Here is a 14096-nt window from a genome sequence, read left to right as displayed (position 1 = left end):
GAACGTTAGCTCAACAAAAATTAACTAACCGCTTGTAAATAAGGCCAAACATCTACGCCTAGTTGCGCCATGCCCCCTATCCAGGTCTCTTCGTCCATACCCGCCGAGGCAATCCAGTCTTCATCCGAGAGCGAAGCCCGCCAGCCTAGCAACGGAGCCGCATCCGCGCCTACCGGATTGCGGAACGTAGACTGTTGGCCCGTTGCAATGGCCTGAATAGTTTCAGCTACGATGGATGCGGGCACGTGGTTATCCCTTGAGGCTCGCAGAAAAGCCAACAGCCGGATTTGATTTGGGTAGTTTGTATCGGCAGGCGCTTCGTCAAATTTGTCGTGGATGGGCGTATCAATTACCCCCGGCTGCACCACCGCTACCCGAATTCCCAAAGGTCCTAACTCACCAGCTAACGATTCACTCAGCGCTTCAACGGCCGCTTTGGAGGCACAATAGGCACTATGAAACGGGCTGTAAAGTTTACCCCCTACCGACGAGATCGTGATAATACACCCCTCACGACGTTCGCGCATACCAGGCAGTACTGCTCGAATGCAGCGCAGCGTACCGAAGTAATTAGTCTCCATGATAGCCTGAAATTCAGCGAATGGTTGCTCTTCAACCGGCCCAAGCGGGCCCACACCCGCATTGTTGACCAGCACATCGATATGACCAGCCTGAGCCAGTACGTTAGCCACCGCCGATTGTACCGACCCATCCGAATCCACATCCATGGTGATAATGGTAATGGGCAGATGGTCGCGTTCGGCGAGTTGCCCAAGTTCGGGTGAGCGCTGGGGATTACGCATGGTGGCGTAAACAGTATGGCCATTTCGGGCCATCAGTTCGGCCGTAGCGAAACCGATGCCGGTGCTACAGCCGGTGATGAGAATAGTTGACATGAAGGTATAGATTTAGTATATTGGTTTACACAGATTGGCTGATTTGTGTGAGCGGCTGTTAGGCTTAGTTTGGCGCGATGTTGTTATTCAGGCGGAAGAAGTTTGTAGGATCGTACTTGGTCTTGAGCGCCACAAGCCGGTCGTAGTTAGGTCCGTAGGCCGCCCTTACCCGCGTAGCTTCGTCTTCGCCCCCCAAATGATTAACATAAACGCCTTTCGTGTACGGCTCCACCTGACTCCAGAAGTTACGGGTCCAGTCGATATTGGTCTGCGCATCGGCCGGGTCCGTCCATTGCGATACGATGTCAAAATCCCACTGATCCTCCCTCAGACCGAAGGCCGTTTTCGCTGGATCGATGCGGGCGGCAACACCCTTGATGTGGAAAAACAGGATGAACGAGAAAGGCGATGGCTGGCGGGTGGCCTGCTCAATGACCACGTCGATAAAGTCATCTTTTATTTCCAGCAGGTTGCCTGACTTCCAGTATCGGTGCATTCCGTGTGGCGTGGCGGCATCAAACAGGGACTGGTGTTGTACATAGGGCACCTCGGCAATTAAGTCGGCCAGCGGAGTGCCAAAATCGCGTAAAGGTTTCAAGTGTTGCTCCCCTTCAGAAACAGGGCCAAACCAACCCACGAGGAGAGCAACCACCGGCAGACCATCGGGTGTGTTCAGCAGGGCGGCAAAGATCATTAACTCATCGGAGGTGTTCCGGGCAAAATCACGATAAAAACGTAGCACCTCTTTTGCCTGATTCTGCGGGTAGAGCACCATCCCACCCAATATGGTTGGGCCAACGGGATGGAGTTGATACGTAAAGGAAGTAACTACACCAAAGTTGCCGCCCCCACCCCGAACGGCCCAGAACAGGTCTTCGTTCTCGGTTTCGCTGGCACTCAATAACTGACCATCAGCCATTACCATGTCTACCGAAAGCAGGTTGTCGCAGGTGAGGCCGTGTTTACCCATGAGCCATCCTAGCCCTCCGCCCAGCGTGAGGCCCGCGATGCCCGTGTGTGAAACCGTACCACCCGTCGTAGCCAGCCCATGCTGCTGGGTGGCCTGGTCCAATTCACGCCACAGAACACCGGCTTCGGCCCGGACGGTCCGACCCCTCACATCGACGGCAATAGCTTTCATGGGCGACAGGTCAATCATGAGACCGCCGGCGCATACGGCATTCCCCGCTACGTTGTGGCCACCCCCGCGCACTGCCACCAGCAGGTTGTGCCGCCGGGCGAACTTAACTGCACTAAGCACGTCGGCGCTACTAGTACAACGGGCAATCAGGGCGGGGCATTTGTCGATCATGCCGTTCCAGACGGCGCGGGCCTGGTCGTAGCCGTCCTGACCGGGGCGGAGCAGTGTACCATTGAAAGTTGACTTAAGGCCGGCAATGGCTTCTGCAGTAAGCGAATCAGCTGGGGAGGTAGTTTCCTGTATCATTGAGGTAAGGGATTTCGTGAGATAGAGAGCGAAATGGTTGTTTAGCAGCAATCAGGTTTTTATCCGTTAGGGCGCAGGCGTTGAAACCACACTCACTAACTTCCATGCACCGTTTACCTTTTCCAAATAGCGTGCATCGTGGTTCTGGTGTTTTTTATCCCCCTCCATAATATCGACGATAAACGTGGCCCAGGCCGAGGTTCCATTGACCCGAATAAGGTAGTCGTGGTTTTTATAGAGGCTCTTGTCTGCATCAGGGAATCGGCTGAGCACGTTCTTCATGCCTTTGCTGATGGCATCGTAGCCACGAATGTAGCCCATTCCTTTTTCGGTGTAGTAGTGGGATGCGTAGGGTACGTTTGCCCAGTACGACAGGGCTTTGTCTGCTTCTCGTTGATGGAAGGCAGATGATTCTCCAGCAATCACGTTTTTAATTGCCTCCTCCTCGGCAGATTGCGCAAACGTGGCCGCGCTGGTCATCAATAGTAAGGTGAGCGTAAATAAGTGCGTTTTCATTGACGTATGACTGGAGTTTTATGAATGACTTATTTCAGAACATAGTGTGAAACTATACTCTGCACTTACAGTTGAAAGACGAGTCGATGATTGGGAAAATCAAGAAACCCATGGCCACTGTTACCTCGTCCTGTACCGCTATTGCCCATACCACCAAATAGCAAAAACGGCTATAAATAGTGCATAACCACCTGATTGAAAAGGCTGCCTCTCACCATAGAGAAGGCGATCCAGCAGGAGGGTACTGTAATTTCGGCATTTGTAGTTACTTACTTGTACTCAATTTTGGTGTGGTGGATATTGGTAATCATCCATTTGCTGTCTATCCAGCGAAACGTGTACGTAAATGCATCTTTATATGTGCCGGTTTTGCTGCCGTCGAGCGACACGGCTTTGATGGTGCTGATACCCGTTGCTACGGCCAAATCACCCGCCTGTTGCACGTTCACATTAGTTAGGTCGGCGTTCTGGCTTTTCTGCGACTTGAACAGACTCATCATCCAGTCTTTATTTTGTAAGGAACCGTCATGCCCGCCAATAAACGTTAGGTCGGGTGTAGTGTGACTTCGGAGCCATCCTTCCGGGTCGGCGTTACGGGCTTTCATCATTGCCGGAAACTCTTCGGCTAGTTTGGTTTGGGCAAATACGCCCGCGCTCATCAGCAGTAAGACAAGGATTAAAGCGTTGGTTTTCATTGGATTTGGGTTTCGTTTTTGGTGATAATGGTATGGGCAGAAACGGTATTCATTCAATCAGTCCCTGCCGCATAGCTTCTTTCACCAGCCCCGCTACGCTACGTACTCCTGCCTTGCGAAACAGATTGCGCCGGTGCGTTTCGATTGTCGGCACCGACAGGCCGAGCGTATTGGCAATCTGGGCGGTGGTCAGTTCCGTGGCGATCAGGGTCAGAATCTGTTGCTGGCGAAGGGTTAGAGTCATGGTAGTCCTGGAAAACCAAAGTTCTCCAGTGGCTTTCTCGAACCAAAAGTGGTTGAATAGGTCAGATATCGCCCTAATGGTTTTCCCTGATTCGACATCATGGTAAACCATGATTTTGCCTAACTGGCTAGGATAGAGATGCTAGCGGTAGGTATATTAACAGATACAATTCAACCGGCTTATGAAACCGAATTGGCTGATTATATCCTGCTCAAGTATGCTGGTAATGCTCGACTTATTGTCAGCGGCTGCACAACCAGGCCCTTCCCCTTCTGAGGTAATGACGGTAAAAATTTTAAAGCAAATCCCGCCTTCATTCGGGCGGGATACAGCCCTGGTGATAGCCTATAATGTATTAGCAGGAAAATACATGGCTAACGATTTAAAGCGAGGTAAGTCATATGCTGACTCTGCTTTAGCTATAACTGAGCACATCAACTGGCAGAAAGGCATTGCCAGCACCTATATGTCTTTGGCCGCCTTTTATGGGACAACTGGCTATTGGGATAAGGCAAACACACTAATTCAGCAGTCGATTCAGATAAGTAAGCAATTAGGTGATAAACAAGGAGAGTTAGCTGGCTTATTGGAGCTTGGAGTATTCTATTGGGATGTTGCCGGAAATTATGAGAAAAGCCTGGCTTTATTCAATACATGCCTACCTATGGCCGCTGCTCAGAAAGATAGCGTTACTCTGATGCGAGTGTATTACCAAATGGGGTTGGTATACGGGTTAAAAAAAGACTACAAAAGGGCGTTACTTTATTTCAATCAGTTTAATCTACTTATTGAGAGGTCTTTAACTGGCGCTTACAGACATAATCAGCGGCAAATCTGGTCCTATAACGTTGCGCAGATCTATCTACTCACAAATCGTACTCAGGAAGCCGAAACGATGTTGACTTATACTATGCCTACTATTGAGAAAGGAAATAACATTTTTGAGAAATACTTTTCAAATTGGACTATCTCAAGCGCTTATATCCAACTAGAAGAGTACAAAGAGGCAAAAATTTACGCAGTTAAAGCAGCTTACTACGCCCAGTTTATACCTTCACGGGCCCACAATGTATATATAAATACGCTGTTCTATAAAATCTACAAAGGTCTGAATCAACCAGTCTTGGCTCTTAAGCACCTTGTAGAACTTCGTCGCCTAGAAAATGAAATCGCTTCTGATAAAACATCGGTTAAAATTGAAGAGCTTCAGCTTAGATACAATACAAAAGCACAACAGGAGCAGATAAACGAGCTTACTATTGCGCGGCAAGAGCAAACTCAAAATCTCCTCCTATTGAGTTTGCTCATATTAGTAATTTTTTCGAGTTATGGTTTCTGGAATAATCGCCAACTGCGCCAGAAAAACCACGCAATCAGTATGGCACAGCTTAAGGGTCAAACCATAGAGCGCAAGCGAGTAGCCGCCGACCTGCACGATAACCTTGGCACCACCCTCGCGGCCCTGCACTGGAACCTGGAAGCGATGGATACAACCAAACTCTCTGCCGTTGAGAAGGCCGTATACGCCACTTTCAATCAGCAGGTGAGCCAGGCTTACAACGACGTTCGGCTGATTTCACACAACCTGTTGCCCGACGAACTGGCGAAGCAGGGACTGGCCGTGGCCCTTACTAACTTAGTTGATAAGATGAACCGGAATACCCCTGTGCGCTTCTACCTGAGCGGAACTGACACTCTGGCCCGGCTTGACGGTCAGATGGAGTTCGAGTTGTATAGCATCTGTCTGGAATTGCTTAACAACACAATCAAACACGCCTACGCGACGGAGGGATCCGTACACCTGACCCAGGCTAATAGCCTGTTGCAGTTGACGGTCGGCGACAACGGCGCAGGTCTGACCCACCAGCAGAAAGACGGGCGGGGTCTGCACAACATTGCAGCCCGCGTTGAATCGTTAAGAGGAACGTGGGTTGTTGATTCAACGCCGGTCGGGGGCCTTCAGCACCGGATTGTGGTGCCAGTCAGGACACCAGCCCGTGCTTCATCGCAAACTTAACCATCCCGACTACACTCTTTACCCCAAGTTTCTGCATCAGGTGTCGGCGGTGCGTTTCTACGGTTGGTACGCTGATAAACAGTTTTTCGGCAATCTGATGAGTTGGATTTTCATCCGCAATGAGTTTCAGCACGTCCACTTCGCGTTCGGTCAGCACCGTCAGTGGGTTGCAGTCTGTCGTTGTTGCTTCCTCCAGGCAAGTTAGTTGTTCCAGTACATCCGGGCTGAAATACCGCTGGCCCTGCATAATAGTTGTTATAGCTTTTTCGAGTTCATGCCGCCCCGTTCGTTTTAATACATACCCTCCCACTCCGGCCCGCACAGCCTCGCGGATGGTGTGAGCATCCTCAACCATCGTGAGCAGCAGTACCCTTACCATTGGGTGCGACCCACGCAGTTGCAGAGTTAGGTCAATACCGGTTAAATGGGGCATTTGACAGTCGCACAGCAGCACATCAACGGGTGTATTCAGCAGCATTTCACGCACCCGGCGGCTGTCATTTATCGTTCCAACAACCTGCATACCAGGTAACGACGTAAACAGCGTTTGCAGACTATCCAGAATTAGCTGGTGATCATCAACGAGTAACAAACGGGTAGTATTCATAATCAGGTGGTTAGGGATAGAGTGTAAGCAAAAGTCTGGCAGTAATGTACTGAAAAATAGTTATCCGTCAGTCATTGACTTATTGTCCGGCAAAAACAGCTATCTAATAAAATGGTGAGCTGATTTCAGCATCAGCTCACCATTTTTATTCCAGAATCTGTCAATTGAATAAAGCGGTCATTTTTCTGACACGCCAGACCGCTCATCCCAATTGCCATACCATTACATCAACCAAATACGTAACTTTGGAGTTAACCAACTGATAGGTACTCCTTTAACCTGTTTGTACAATGAATACTTTTTCTACGCTGAAATCTTTCTTTGCTACTGGTCTCCTCATCGGTATGCTGAGTAGTTGCGCACCAATGGTGACGACTTACCAACTGAAGCCGGTATCGGGCGATGTGACTACGATTGACGGTCGGTCTGTGACGAAGGCGGAACAGAATGGCATAGGGGTAGTCGCGTCCTTTGAACGGGAAGATCTGGAGTTCGTTACGCTGGATATAGAGATTAAAAACTTTACGACTCAACCGATTGAAGTAAACCCAGCCGATTTTCATTTAGTAGGCCTCGGTACCGCAAAGGATACGCTATCCGACCCGCTTAATCCAGCGTTACCGCTTAACCGGGTTGCCGCCGACCCTATCTATGAAGCCAGTAGAATGGGATTTAAGCGAAAGCAGGAAGAAAAACGGCTGAAACGGGCAAAAGTCTTCAACACCATTCTGATGGTAGCCGCCGTTGCCAGCGATGTATCATCTTCCTCCCGCAGCCGTTCGTACGGGGAGTACGTCAACAACCGAATTACGCACAATGTAGCGTATCAGGGAATCGCTATCAAACGCGCTATCGACTACGGTACGTTTGCCAACCGAATGCAGCGCTACGATTACGAGGAATACCGATGGCGCGAACTGGCCCTGAAAGCCAACTCGCTGGCTCCCGGCGAGTCGGTGCGGGGGTTTGTTTACCTACCCAAAGTGCAGGGTGCCCGCTACCTGGCCATTACTTACAATTTACCCGAACAGGCAACTGTCCCTCTGTTGTTTGAGCAGAAATTGGTGCAACAGCGAAAAGCACGTCAACGTCAGTAACTACGGCCCAGACAGGCATACCACCGGTACCGGTTACCATTCATCTTCGTCGTCTTCAAACGCCTGTTGCGCCCGCTGCAATTCCTGAAGTGTCTTCTGATTCATTTGCGCCTGCGCCAGCGCAATCCCTTTTTCATACAAGGCAGCCGCCTTATCCCGATCCTCCAGGTCGGCATTTAAGGCAGCTGCATGATAATAGGTAGGTAAATAATCAGGATGCTCAGCTAATAGCTGATCGAAATAAATACGCGCCTGCTCCGGGCGGCTATCCACGTATTCCATCGCCAGGGCGTAAACATTAAAGGGGTTGCCGGGCTCTTCCTGCAAAAATTGATTCAACTGATCAATGCGTTCCTGATTCATAAGTATGCAGCAAGAAAATAGTATGCAAGCATACTATTTTCGTAGGATTGTTTGTACTTTTGAACCTCAAATGTGCCAATTAGTTTGATTATTGTAGGGAAATTGCGAGTCCCTACTAATTAACGTACCTGGCATACTTGTTAAAACCACAACAAAACCCCGAAGCTCATGAAAATATTAGTGTGTGTGACCAGCGTACCCGACACCACCACAAAAATTGCCTTTACCGATAACAACACCAGATTGAACAAGGCAGGTGTAACATTTATAACGGGTCCTTACGACGATTATGCACTGGCACGGGCCGTTGAATTAAAGGAAAAAACAGGGGCGTCCGTTACGGTACTGAACGTGGGTGAAGCTGATACGGAACCCGTCATTCGCAAGTGTCTGGCTATCGGCGCCGATGATGCCATTCGTGTCAATGCCGAACCGACCGATGCTTATTTCGTTGCCGAGCAAATTGCGGCTATTGCTCAAGAAACCAGCTATGACCTCATTCTAATGGGTCGTGAGTCTATCGATTACAATGGCGGTCAGGTCCACGGAATTGTGGGTGAAATGCTGGGCATTCCGTCCATCTCTCCCGTCATGTTGTTGGATATAGAGGGAGATACCGCTCAGATAACCCGCGAAATTGAGGGGGGCAAAGAGAGTCTGGAAGCTAAATTACCGCTCGTATTAGGTTGTCAGGAACCCATTGCCGAATGGAAAATCCCCAACATGCGTGGTATTATGACCGCCCGAACCAAACCACTGAAAGTGGTAGAACCAACTGGCACCGATAAACTCACTACGGTTGATAGTTACGAACTACCTGCTCCCCGTGGCGCTGTAAAAATGATTCCTGCTGAGGAAGCCGAAACGCTGATTCAACTCCTGCACAACGAGGCCAAAGTAATTTAATCCTGTTTGTGATTTATAGCTCGTTGCCTGCCGTTAAGGGACGCATCGAATACGATCAAGTACAAACTACAAACTATAAACTGAATCATGTCCGTTCTCATATTTGCCGAATTAGACGAGGGTAAAATCAAGAAATCATCCCTGGAAGCTATTTTCTATGGTGCCAAAGTAGCCGAAATGACTGGTACGTCAGCTACTGCCATTATCGCTGGTCCGGCTGATGATGCCGAACTGGCCTCGGCCGGGCGGTTTGGCGCAACCAAAGTTCTTCACGCCACCGACCCTAAACTAACTGAGCCCAACGGTATGGCTTATGCCACCGTTGTGGCTGCCGCTGTTCAGCAGGAAGGCAGTAAGGTTATTGTGCTGGCCAAATCATCGCTGGCCGATGCCATGACTGCCCGGCTAGCTGGTAAACTGAAAGCAGGTTTGGCTGCTAACGTGATCGAACTACCCGACTTATCGAATGGTTTTCTCGTAAAAACAAGTATCTATACAGGAAAAGCCTTTGCCCACAATGAACTGAAGGCCGATATAAAGATTCTTGCCATCCGGAAGAATACGATAACGCCTGAAGAAAAAGATGGTACAGCTCCGGTGGAAACGTTCACACCCGCGCTCAATGAAGCCGATTTTGCTATCTCCGTTAAAAACACCGAAAAATCATCAGGCGATATATTACTGCCCGAAGCCGACCTGGTTGTCTCAGCAGGACGCGGTTTGAAAGGCCCTGAAAACTGGGGTATTGTGGAAGATTTAGCTAATGCGCTGCAGGCGGCCACAGCCTGCTCAAAGCCGGTATCAGACCTCGACTGGCGCCCTCACTCCGAACACGTTGGACAGACCGGCATTAAAGTTAGCCCAAATCTGTACATTGCCTGTGGCATATCGGGAGCCATACAACACCTGGCAGGTGTAAACTCATCCAAGGTAATTGTTGTTATCAACAAAGATGCCGATGCTCCGTTTTTCAAGTCAGCCGATTATGGTATCGTTGGCGATGTATTCGACATATTACCCCGCCTGACAGAAGCAGTCAAGGCTTTGTAGATGGTTGGTTAAACCACCGGCATGTCAATAAATTGAAATTTCCTGACGTGCTAAGTAGGGCAACGGCAGTCTGACTGATTACTTTTCGTTAATTTCGCACCGTGGATAAGATTAAGCTGGAAATATTAGGATTGTCACCCAGCCAGTCGCAATCGGGTTCGTTTGCACTGGTGCTGGGTGAAGAATATGGCAATCGGCGCTTGCCTATCATTATTGGTATGTTCGAAGCGCAGGCTATTGCTATTGAAATAGAGAAGATCGTTCCGAACCGTCCCATGACGCATGACCTGTTTAAACAGTTTGCGGAACTATTCAAGTTTACCGTTCGGGAAATCATGATTTCGGAACTTCGGGAGGGGATTTTCTTTGCGAAAATCGTCTGCTTCGATGGCGTGCGGGAATCGACGGTCGATGCCCGCCCATCCGACGCCATTGCCATTGGCATTCGCTTCGACGTACCCATTTATACCAATGAGTCCATCCTGTCTGAAGCCGGTATTACGGCCAGCGGCAATGATGAGGAGGAAGAACAGGAAGAATTGGTTCGTTCCTCAAGTCGCCCATCGACCCGTTCTTTTGGGGATCAGCTCAAAAATGCCTCTTCTGAAGAGTTACAGCGAATGCTGGAAGATGCCCTTGGCAATGAAGAGTACGAGCGGGCAGCCCGAATTCGGGATGAGATGAGTAAGCGTAATTAATCGTAATTAATCAATAATAGTCACTCTTAACACAGAAAATGCCCGCTGAATCAGCGGGCATTTTCTGTTTATTTACGTCTCTTTTTTCTTATTGTCAACTCCTTATAGCCAAAAGTAGGGTCTGTTTGTCGCTCATACACAAGGTCGTTCATAACACCGATTACTAATTCGACGGTGGTATAAATCGTACAACCATCCAACAGGTGTCCCCCTGTTGTTTGCCCCGTTGAATCGGACACCGACAAATGCAAATGACTTCCATTGATTGAAAGGGTACCCACCAATGAAACGATTTCGAAATGTCCTTTCCACACGCGGGGGTCCGACTGATTGGCCAATCGTAATGTTACATCCGTCAGGCTCCCTACGCACGTCAGCACGGCACCGGCTTCAATACGCTCCTGACGGACAATGGCTTCTATTTGCTTTTTCAAATCCTGCCCTGGCAGCAGCCGGTACGAATAGGTCTGCATACTGGAGGAAATGACCGGATTACGACTGGCTGAATTGGGTTGGGCATGTAGCATAGGTACAAAGCAGTAGGTTACTATCAGTACTGAAAAAAAACGCATCGGTTTACAGGCTGGTGAATACTAGTGTCGATAACACGAAAAAACAAGTAATTCCTTATCCTTCCCCAGCCTGACTTACTAACTGCGAAGGCTAAAAAGCAAAAAACCGGAAGCGTTGGCTCCCGGTTTTTTACCGTTATTATTCTTCTATTCTACTCCGAACGTGACATCTGAACGGCGGCCACTGTTACCAGCCCGGCGACGTGGTGTCGCTTTCCGAGCGGGTGCTGGGGGTGCCAGCAGTTTGGCTTTCTGAGCATCTGTCAGCGGCTTCAGGTCAGTGATTGTGTAGCTGTTGTCGCTAATCGTTGTGTTGAAGGTACCCACCACTTGCTCAGGCTCACCGTTGCAAGGCAGTTTCGTAACGGTAAACACAGCGCGGAAGTACTGAACCTGTGGGCGTACCCGGCGGCCTTTGTAGCGAATAGCGTTGCCACTTTCAATTTTAGCTTTTTCAGCCTGCAATTGCTGGGCTAATCCACCTGGCAGTTCGTTGATGTTCAGGATTACGGTGTTCGTATCGAAATCAACTGTACCCATCGCCAAACCACGATTCAGACCACGATAACGAAGGCGGGTAACTGTGTCACCAACTGAGGTAACGGTTCCGTTACAGTAACAGACGTTAGCCACTTCACGCGTGTAAGGAGTACGATAGAAGACTTCCAGACGCTCCAACTTGTGGTTGTATTTGCAGTCAGGTATTGGTGGTTTTGGACGAATGACAGCAAAGCTCGTTGTTGCTACTTCGCTCATACACGTACCGCACTTGGCAACCTGCTTGTTGTGGACGGTAACGTAATAGAAACCAGGGTTCATCTGACCACCTGAAAAGTAAGCCGCAGGGAATGGCAATGATGTATCAGTGCTATTCTCAACTTGCGCAATTACCTGATCCGTATTACCAGCCACTACTGAATCGGGACGGTAGTACATACGAGCAGTAAAGGTTTCGTTCCGTGGGTTAGGAGTCGTACTCTTCCAGCTAATAACTGGCGCAGCAGCGGAGGTGTTAACAGCAGCCGCCTTTGTAGGATCAGTCGTATCGATGTACGACAAAGAAGCTCCTTTGAGTGATGCGTTATTAAACTGCACGTCCAACTCTGGAATCTGTTCGCAGGTTGGGCAGGTAACGGGAGCTTTAGGAATAAGTTTCTTCTGAACAAATCCTTTCCGAACTGCTAGTCCAGCACTAAATCCACCATGCTTACGCTTAAACTCATACAGCTGATCGTCGATACCGTTGATGATCAGATAGTTAATCTTAGTAATGTAGCCCTGTCCCTGAATACCGATATTCCAGTTATTCTTCAATGGGAAAAATATAGCGGCTGATCCCAGCGCGCCCAGGTGATACAGGTTCGCACTTGGGTTGACAGACCGGATGAGACCACCTCCCTGCACGAATGAAGGGACGTTTGGTAGAGTCAGTGTCGATGGAGTGAAGGCGGCTATCGTTGCTGCCTCCGTGCGAAATAAGCCGCCCCGTGCTGCCAACTCAATAAATGTGGTAGCATCCGGGTTACGACGGCTCCGGGCGAGCGTAAACGTAAGAACCGGTCCAACGGTCAGGAACATATCTTCCGAAGCCCGCTGGGTGATGGTTACCTGAGAGTTGTTAAAGCCACGCGATGCAGCCAGACTATACAGGTAGTCAGTATAGATGCTGCGGGTTATATAGTTCTGGTAGCCGAACGCAGCCCCAATTCCAAACCGCAGCCTTCTGGTGGCAGGTGTCAGGAAGTAATCTACGTTGGCTGTAATGTTGAAACCAGCACCATTATAAAGCGTATTGTCCCGCTTGTTAGGACCAAAGGTATTTTCCCAGGTTCCGCAATAAGCAAAGTTTGGCCCAGCAAATAGACCGATCCGCCAGGGAGATAGCCGCCGAACGAGTACGAACGTCTGAAAGGTAGTATCGCAGTCATCAAGTTCTGCCACATCGGCAGCCTGCACCTTGAAATCGTTACGACGCAGGGTATCCGTGTAGATACCTTTGCCTAAACGATAGATGTTCTCGCGCTCGTAGTTCCCGCTGGGCGTAGTCGTAGTCGTTGTCGGTTGAACCCGGACTGTGTCTTGAGCAAGACTGAAAGAAGGTATTGCAAAACTTAGCAACACGAGTCCAGCCAGCATCCTCATAGGGTGTTGTTGGATAAATGTTCGCATATTTATTGAGTTAATTTGACGCAATGTTTTAAAAGTTAAACGTTGATTTGGCCTTACGATTTTACATAAAAAAATTAGTACAGAATTTACTCTTGAACTGAAATAACATACCCGAATGCGTTTTCAATTATCAACCATTTTTACAGGAAGAACAAACACAGGCATCCCATTTACGCTATATGACTATTATTCCCTGACAAATGTTTCAAGAGCATCTCGTAATTTTTTTCAGAAGATTTATCTGAACTTTTCCCAAGACATTCCTTTCCACCCATCACCTGGTCAATCTGACAAATTACAGTCTAAGTGGACTCTTCAGGCATTTATTCTGCAATGTTAAGACTGAATCACAAAAGTCAATAATTTTTTTTCATCAATTGCAATAAATTTTTCACGCAACAAGCCAATGGACAGGCTTCATCATTCACAATCTAATTGCAACCAATTCCAGCTTATGTTTACATGTAACACTACCAATCTGGCAGAATAGTGTTCAAAATTGCCTCAATTTTTATCAATTGTCAATAATAAGGATAATCAGGTGATAAAAAAATAATTGTACTCTATACCGTGTAACAAATGCCTTTTTCCTGACATTATCTTATTTCTTCCAAAATTATTTCTATAGCTACCAACCACTACTATCACTTATTTTAGCCTCTTCCGTAGCGTTTAGGCATTATATCAGTTACCGAAAGAAATGAGCTTACACCTGGAATTATACCAAAAAATACTCTACTGCGCTACTATAGAAAATACAACATTATCGCTTACCGAAGCGTACCCAATCACCTCTTTTTGCTGGAAAAATAGTTTTAT

Annotated in this window: 14 protein-coding genes; 5 read left to right on the top strand and 9 right to left on the bottom strand. The window is 48.4% G+C overall.

Annotated features, from left to right (window positions below; translation table 11 throughout):
• Positions 1-20: 20 nt before the first annotated feature.
• The 5 genes from B156_RS0125060 to B156_RS0125040 form a co-directional block, all read right to left on the bottom strand.
• Positions 21-896 carry an SDR family oxidoreductase gene (locus B156_RS0125060; RefSeq protein WP_018622547.1) on the bottom strand — a complete coding sequence of 292 codons (876 nt, stop codon included), beginning with the start codon at positions 894-896 and terminating at the stop codon, positions 21-23.
• A gap of 64 nt (positions 897-960) precedes the next feature.
• Positions 961-2343, bottom strand: coding sequence for an FAD-binding oxidoreductase (locus B156_RS0125055; protein WP_018622546.1), 1383 nt, complete (start codon positions 2341-2343; stop codon positions 961-963).
• A 66-nt stretch (positions 2344-2409) separates the two neighbouring features.
• On the bottom strand, positions 2410-2859 hold the full coding sequence (locus tag B156_RS0125050) for a nuclear transport factor 2 family protein (protein WP_018622545.1): 450 nt from the start codon (positions 2857-2859) through the stop codon (positions 2410-2412).
• Positions 2860-3128: 269 nt separating this feature from the next.
• Positions 3129-3554: a nuclear transport factor 2 family protein gene (locus tag B156_RS0125045; protein WP_018622544.1), complete on the bottom strand. Its 426-nt coding sequence runs from the start codon at positions 3552-3554 to the stop codon at positions 3129-3131.
• Positions 3555-3603: 49 nt separating this feature from the next.
• Entirely contained in the window at positions 3604-3798 is a 195-nt protein-coding gene (locus tag B156_RS0125040; RefSeq protein WP_018622543.1) for a response regulator transcription factor, read from the bottom strand.
• 217 nt (positions 3799-4015) lie between these two features.
• On the opposite strand from B156_RS0125040, the gene B156_RS0125030 reads away from it, so the two are divergent.
• Entirely contained in the window at positions 4016-5815 is a 1800-nt protein-coding gene (locus tag B156_RS0125030) for a tetratricopeptide repeat-containing sensor histidine kinase (protein ID WP_018622542.1), read from the top strand.
• On the opposite strand, the gene B156_RS0125025 is transcribed toward B156_RS0125030, so the two are convergent.
• Positions 5781-6422, bottom strand: coding sequence for a response regulator (locus tag B156_RS0125025; RefSeq protein ID WP_018622541.1), 642 nt, complete (start codon positions 6420-6422; stop codon positions 5781-5783). The genes B156_RS0125030 and B156_RS0125025 overlap by 35 nt on opposite strands.
• Positions 6423-6712: 290 nt before the next feature.
• On the opposite strand from B156_RS0125025, the gene B156_RS0125020 reads away from it, so the two are divergent.
• A complete protein-coding gene (locus B156_RS0125020) occupies positions 6713-7519 on the top strand; it encodes a hypothetical protein (protein WP_018622540.1) in 807 nt (268 codons plus the stop codon).
• Positions 7520-7552: 33 nt separating this feature from the next.
• On the opposite strand, the gene B156_RS0125015 is transcribed toward B156_RS0125020, so the two are convergent.
• Entirely contained in the window at positions 7553-7882 is a 330-nt protein-coding gene (locus B156_RS0125015) for a hypothetical protein (protein ID WP_018622539.1), read from the bottom strand.
• A gap of 168 nt (positions 7883-8050) precedes the next feature.
• Between B156_RS0125015 and B156_RS0125010 the strand changes: the two genes are divergently transcribed.
• From B156_RS0125010 to B156_RS0125000, 3 genes are all read left to right on the top strand, one after another.
• Positions 8051-8788, top strand: coding sequence for an electron transfer flavoprotein subunit beta/FixA family protein (locus B156_RS0125010; RefSeq protein WP_018622538.1), 738 nt, complete (start codon positions 8051-8053; stop codon positions 8786-8788).
• Between the two features lie 87 nt (positions 8789-8875).
• The gene (locus B156_RS0125005) at positions 8876-9838 is read left to right on the top strand and encodes an electron transfer flavoprotein subunit alpha/FixB family protein (RefSeq protein ID WP_018622537.1); all 963 of its coding nucleotides are present in this window, start codon (positions 8876-8878) and stop codon (positions 9836-9838) included.
• A gap of 101 nt (positions 9839-9939) precedes the next feature.
• The gene (locus B156_RS0125000) at positions 9940-10536 is read left to right on the top strand and encodes a bifunctional nuclease family protein (protein WP_026261047.1); all 597 of its coding nucleotides are present in this window, start codon (positions 9940-9942) and stop codon (positions 10534-10536) included.
• 68 nt (positions 10537-10604) lie between these two features.
• On the opposite strand, the gene B156_RS0124995 is transcribed toward B156_RS0125000, so the two are convergent.
• Complete coding sequence (locus tag B156_RS0124995) at positions 10605-11063, bottom strand: PPC domain-containing DNA-binding protein (protein WP_245563832.1); 459 nt, start codon at positions 11061-11063, stop codon at positions 10605-10607.
• A 192-nt stretch (positions 11064-11255) separates the two neighbouring features.
• Positions 11256-13244 (bottom strand): hypothetical protein, encoded by a 1989-nt coding sequence (locus B156_RS0124990; protein ID WP_018622534.1) that lies wholly within the window; start codon positions 13242-13244, stop codon positions 11256-11258.
• Positions 13245-14096: the final 852 nt, after the last annotated feature.

Origin of the sequence: Spirosoma luteum DSM 19990, assembly GCF_000374065.1 — a bacterium.
GTDB lineage: Bacteria > Bacteroidota > Bacteroidia > Cytophagales > Spirosomataceae > Spirosoma > Spirosoma luteum.
Note: the sequence above shows the minus strand (reverse complement) of the source record. Positions and strands in the feature narration are given on the sequence as shown.